The sequence below is a fragment of the Dolichospermum sp. LEGE 00246 genome (assembly GCF_015207865.1).
Taxonomy (GTDB): domain Bacteria; phylum Cyanobacteriota; class Cyanobacteriia; order Cyanobacteriales; family Nostocaceae; genus Dolichospermum; species Dolichospermum heterosporum.
The window spans coordinates 1-5,090 of record NZ_JADEWA010000400.1; the positions used below are offsets into that span (position 1 = coordinate 1).

Annotated in this window: 5 protein-coding genes and 1 pseudogene; 3 read left to right on the plus strand and 3 right to left on the minus strand. The window is 36.7% G+C overall.

Going from position 1 to position 5,090, the window contains the following annotated elements:
- Window positions 1-265: 265 nt before the first annotated feature.
- From IQ228_RS20720 to IQ228_RS20730, 3 genes and pseudogenes are all read left to right on the plus strand, one after another.
- Window positions 266-730: pseudogene (locus tag IQ228_RS20720) on the plus strand (RloB domain-containing protein); the annotation flags it as partial.
- A gap of 421 nt (window positions 731-1,151) precedes the next feature.
- Window positions 1,152-1,400, plus strand: a complete 249-nt coding sequence (locus IQ228_RS20725; protein ID WP_096666639.1) for a helix-turn-helix domain-containing protein — start codon at window positions 1,152-1,154, stop codon at window positions 1,398-1,400.
- Entirely contained in the window at window positions 1,397-2,137 is a 741-nt protein-coding gene (locus tag IQ228_RS20730; protein ID WP_096666642.1) for a restriction endonuclease, read from the plus strand. The genes IQ228_RS20725 and IQ228_RS20730 overlap by 4 nt, the downstream gene beginning before the upstream one ends.
- Here the strand turns inward: IQ228_RS20730 and IQ228_RS20735 are convergent.
- The 3 genes from IQ228_RS20735 to IQ228_RS20745 all read right to left on the minus strand — a co-directional run.
- Window positions 2,094-3,287, minus strand: a complete 1,194-nt coding sequence (locus tag IQ228_RS20735) for a DNA cytosine methyltransferase (protein ID WP_193964239.1) — start codon at window positions 3,285-3,287, stop codon at window positions 2,094-2,096. The two genes, IQ228_RS20730 and IQ228_RS20735, sit on opposite strands and share 44 nt — an antisense overlap.
- A 163-nt stretch (window positions 3,288-3,450) precedes the next feature.
- Complete coding sequence (locus IQ228_RS20740; protein WP_193964241.1) at window positions 3,451-4,977, minus strand: hypothetical protein; 1,527 nt, start codon at window positions 4,975-4,977, stop codon at window positions 3,451-3,453.
- A gap of 2 nt (window positions 4,978-4,979) precedes the next feature.
- On the minus strand, window positions 4,980-5,090 hold a 111-nt coding region (locus tag IQ228_RS20745; protein WP_143336292.1), incomplete at its 5' end, for a transposase.

Here is a 5,090-nt window from a genome sequence, read left to right on the forward strand (position 1 = left end):
GATAAAACCTGTTATACAAAACCATCCAGGTTTGAATTTGAGTTTAGAAATCAGGATAAACAGTATGCTTATGGTTTTCTAGTTGATAAACCTTATAACAGGTCGAGGCTAACATTACCCCAGGAATGGGAGTTGGTTTCCAGATTCCAATCAAAAATCTGGTTTCAATTTTAATATCCACAGCGGTTAAAACCGCTCGTGTCGTTTCCCTCTCAGGGAGCCAAGCCACGCTCGTTTCCCACTTACCGGGTGTTCTTATGATTATGATAGTCGGAAAAAAACTATTTCTCAGATATTAGAAAAGTGTGATGATAATCCAATATATAAATTATGTATTAGTAATCCTTGCTTTGAAATTTGGTTAATTCTGCACTTTTTTGATTTAGAAACGAGTTTGCAAGATTGTATTCCAGAACATCTATTAAAAACGAGTTTGCAAGATGCTATTCCAGAACATCTATACACTACTAGCTTAAAAGATTATATTAAAAATCAATACATTCAAAAAAGACCAGGAATTTGTAAAAAGCTCTGGAATATCATTTACGAAAGTCGTAAACAACCATCTAATGGAAAAATAATTGAAGATATCCAACAAGCAATTTCCAGAGCAAAAATGCTTGGTGAATGTAACCCAAATGATCCAGATTATCCAGAAAATAAAATTGGGACAGAAATTTACAAGTTACTAGAGAAATTGACTCAAATGTCTATGAATGCAGAGAGTTAAGAAATTTTGACAATGAACCTAACCCAATTCCATAAAAAATCCACCACCTTGCGGCAGGGAATTTTTTTGTTGCTTATCTAAGAGGATGTTTGACTTGTTCCCAGTCTCTGACTGGGAATACCTACCAGGAGGCTCTGCCTCCAATCCCAGAATACAGGCTACTTTACCCGATTTTGTGCTGATAGTTGAGGCAGAGCCTCATCAACTGCATTCCTAGTCAGAGGCTAGGAACGAGGAAACGGGAAAGAATTGTCATTCACAAACATAAACTCCAAGAAATTTCAAACCCTGTCCGATTATTTAGTTAAGAATTGCATGAATTTTTAGACATAGCATTAGATGTCAATAACAAATAATAAATTTCAAATAATGTGACACATCGTCCGTAGACTGATAGTCCATAAAAGCTCAAAATCAGTACATGAATGAATCAAAACAAAAGATTCTTGATGCTTTAGGTTATCTAGTCAGACAACGCAGAACGGAGTTAGGAATTTCACAAGAGGAGTTAGGACTACGCGCTAACTTAGACCGCACATACATTTCTGGTGTGGAACGTGGAGTTAGAAATCCTTCCCTGACTGCTCTTGTAAGTCTTGCAGATGGCTTAGGTATTAGTGTTTCCGTTCTGCTCAAAAATCTGGAAATTGAAGCCGATAGAATACAGTGACAAACCAACAAAATTTAGTCGAGACAATTAAAGCCCAATTTAGACAAGGAGCAACTCAATTACAAGTCTTTAACCTTTTATCAGATCAAAAATGGCATTGTAGAGAGTGCGAAGGCAAAAACGTAGGATCAACTCAGTATGCCGGTGGTGGAGGTATTCAGGGATTACAACGCGGGACAAGAAGTCGTCCTGGTCTTGTCATTGAAACACAAAAGAATTTTTGTCCAACTTGTCAACAAATACGTTTAGGAGATTGCTGGACAGGAGAGATAAAATCGGCTAATTCAGCTTCTAATATACCAGCTTCTTTAGTTCAAAGAATTCTCCAGGCTTATTCATATACAGATGTAATAGAACAGAGACAAAGAGAGAAGCATGAGCTAGTTATTGACCATAGGTTTCCAATGGAACGTTGGGGAAAAAGTGAAGCTCCACATTTAACTTCTATGAGTGAAACCGAAATTAGGAAAAAGTTTCAATTACTCAAGAAAGATGCGTCTGGAAATCATAATCTTTTAAAATCGAGAAGTTGTGAACGTTGTATAAAAACTGGTAAACGCGGTACACCTTTTGGTATTAAATTCTGGTATAAATCAGGTGAAAATTGGCCTTCCCAACATCAGCGAGGTGATGAAGCTGAGGAAGGTTGTATTGGTTGTGGTTGGTATGATTTTGAAACTTGGCGTAATGCACTTAACCAAAAACTATCTCAGGTTGATCAAAATGAGGTAAATTAGCAGATTGTCTTATGTTAATTGCAATATCATTTAAGTAAGGAATCAGTGCATAACCAATACACTCTGCTAAACGTGGTGGTACAGCATTGCCAATTTGCCACATCGCTTTTTTCATACTACCTTCAAAAATAAACGAATCGGGAAATGTTTGTAATCTGGCCATTTCCCTAGCGGAAATCACGCGATTTAAATATGGATGAATATGTGTACCACCATGATTTTCTTTCACAGTCATACTCGGTTTACCAGGATATTGTCGTTTGAAAGCATCAACATATTTTGTATATAAAGAACCACCAGGAGGAACTTGAGCAAGACGTTCCATATACTCCGGTGAATGTTTAGTCCATTCGTGATTAATTTCCGATATTCGAGTGTATTCTGGTAAATCAGAAATTGCTGATTCAATAGGTTTGTATTCTTCTTGGTTTAATTGCGCTTGAGGATAAGGATTTGGCATTCCAAATCTATTAGCGATAAAAATAGCTCTTGGTCGAATTTGTGGGACTCCATAAGCCGCAGATTCCAGAATTGCCACAGAAATATGAGGATAACCAATAGACTCAAAAGCTTCAATAATTGCTGTCTTTACATCCCCGTTTTGAATTGTCAAAATACCTGGTACATTTTCCATCACTACATACCAAGGGCGTATTTCTGAAACAACACGCACAAATTCATAAAATAACCTATTTCGAGGATCTTTGGGATCACGTTTTCCGGCTACTGAAAATCCTTGACATGGTGGACCACCAACAACAACATTTACATCAGGTGAGCCTATTTGTTGCAGCCAATTTTGGGAATAAAATTGTTCAATATCTCCACAGAAATGATGACATTGTGGGAAATTTTTTTTGTGCGTTGCAGAAGCAATTGGACTAATTTCTACACTAGCCAATGGTGTGAATCCAGCTTGAAATAAACCTTGTGTGATTCCCCCAGCACCACAAAACAGATCCACAAAAGTATATTTAGATAATGGACTGGGTGGGGAACTAACATCAGTAAATATCTTATATGGATCAGATTTATCTTCATCTAGTTCGCGCTGAATACGCTCATAACGTCCTAATTTCGGCTTCTTTTGCTTTTGGCTAGGATTATGCTCATCCTCGTTAGGAAAAAAAGAAATTTGTGTTCCTTGCATTCGATAATTGACATGAATGTTTGCTGTGACATATAGTCTACAATACATCAATCATAGCAAAATTAGCAACCTAATCCTAAAAACGAGACAATTTATCTCCTTTCTATTCTCTAGATAGAATCAAGGAACGAGTCAAGTTTAAAAAATGAGAATTTTTCTATTTTTAAAGATCATCATATTTTTCCCCTATTTCTTGCATTAGCCTATAAAAATGTGCATTTTCTTCATCTACAGGCAGTTCGGGTAATTTTCGATATTCCGATATAGCATAAAAAGCAATAAACTCAGTTGCTGACCATCCACTTTTCCAAATCAATTTTTTATTGGTTAATACAATACCTTCTTTAGCATCATTCCAAAAGCCAGTATTCTTTAAGGCTAATATTTTTTCATCAGATTCCATAACAGAAACCGCATAGCTAGATATAGTATTTGATAAATTATCTAAGGTAATATTAGGAGCAATTTCAAAGCCCTCAATTTTATACTCGTTATTTAATTTCTGGTTAAGAAACTCAATAAATTCCTTTAGCTTAGGAGAGGTTGGCATTTCTGTTAAAGTGTACAATCGTGATTCTAGCTGGTGTAGTATATTCGCATCTCTACGTTTTTGTCCTTTGAGGAATGACCAGACAACAAAACCAGCACCAAAGGCTATTAAAGATGCACCCCCTGTAAGAACGCTAAGTCCTCCCAAAGCTGAGATTAGTGAAGTAATAGCGGCTGCTCCAGATAGTGTACCTGCTATACCCAAAGCAGAAGCAGCAGTCCAAGCAATGAGAACAGCACCTGCACCGGCTAAAGTTCCTGTAACTGCTGCAATTCCTAAATTCTTCAAGTCTTCTCCGTCCATTTGAGAAACAAGCGCAACAGATACCAGTCCAGCCGCCCCAATTAAAGCTGCTCCCCCAGTAACTACTGCTAAACCTCCTAGCATTCCCAACCCACCCGTAGCTACAGAACCTCCACCCAAAGCGGCTAAAGTCGCTGTAGTAAGTGATCCTCCACTCAAGCTAGTAATAGCTACACCTGTCGCTGTTTCTGCTCCTAAAGCGTTGAGAACACCTGTACCCATAGGTACGACTGTGCTACCTGCCTTAGTCACAAAACGACCGACATTTTCAATTGTACCAAAGTCTTTTTTTGCTGCTTCTGAATCTTTTTCAAGAAACACATTCTGTGCCAAAAAATAAATTACTTTGCTGCTATCTGAAATATTAGAGTCACGGATAAATGAATTCAATAATTGCAAAGTTTCTGGATGAGATATTTTTTTTCCATCCCGAATTTCTTGATAAGTAAGTAAATAGTTTTGTTTGTCTTGCAAGCTTAAATTCTGAGTCTCTTTAATTAACCTGACAATAATTATATCTACAGTAAAAGCTCTAGATTTAGCACTTGCAAGTGAATAAGCACGTTTAACTCCTATACGAATATCCGAACCAGCAATAATAGCTTCTAACTCTTTGAGATAGCTAAAATCTGGAACTGGTTCAGAAGCCCTAACGTATTGGTATGTACCTCTAATTCGCTTCTTTTTATCTTGAGAAAGTTTTGATTTAGCTAAAGCTGATGCAATCGCTTTTTCAATTATATTTAACTGACAATTTTGATAAGCTATGTCATATCTTAGTTTAATTGGTTCATCTAATTTCGATGAAGCTACAAGATATTGCGGCTCTTGCGTCACTTTTATGGAGAATTAATACTAAAGTGCCAGTTTAATAAACTACGTAATCTAAAATTACTAAAGTTACGAAATCCATATCCAAGTCTTTTGATTAATTTGAGTTTATTATTAAT

Excerpts from the sequence above, each read along its gene's own strand:
- IQ228_RS20735 (WP_193964239.1), bottom strand. The coding sequence starts at position 3,287 with ATGCAAGGAACACAAATTTCTTTTTTTCCTAACGAGGATGAGCATAAT.
- IQ228_RS20725 (WP_096666639.1), top strand. The coding sequence starts at position 1,152 with ATGAATGAATCAAAACAAAAGATTCTTGATGCTTTAGGTTATCTAGTC.